Here is a 233-nt window from a genome sequence, read left to right on the forward strand (position 1 = left end):
AAACCGTTTCAACTTCACGGACGGTTTCCAGGGCGGTCATACGCTGAACTTCGCTTACATCCAGCTCGGTGGCCTGCGCCTCGGTCTCGATGAGTCGGCCTTCCACACCTTCACCGGTTACCTCGGCAACGTCATCAACGACGACGTGATCCTCGCTGGCGGCTACCGCACCAACCTCATCAGCTACACCTTCACCGGCGGCAACGGCTTCTCGGCCATCTTGTCGCTCGAAG

Annotated in this window: 1 protein-coding gene; it reads left to right on the plus strand. The window is 59.7% G+C overall.

Features of this window, described 5'->3' with window-relative positions; genetic code table 11:
• The coding region (locus F9K94_RS24320) for a porin (protein ID WP_192799589.1) at positions 1-233 on the plus strand (233 nt) is incomplete at both ends.

This window comes from Brucella tritici (genome assembly GCF_008932285.1).
In the GTDB taxonomy this organism is placed as follows: Bacteria; Pseudomonadota; Alphaproteobacteria; order Rhizobiales; family Rhizobiaceae; genus Brucella; species Brucella tritici.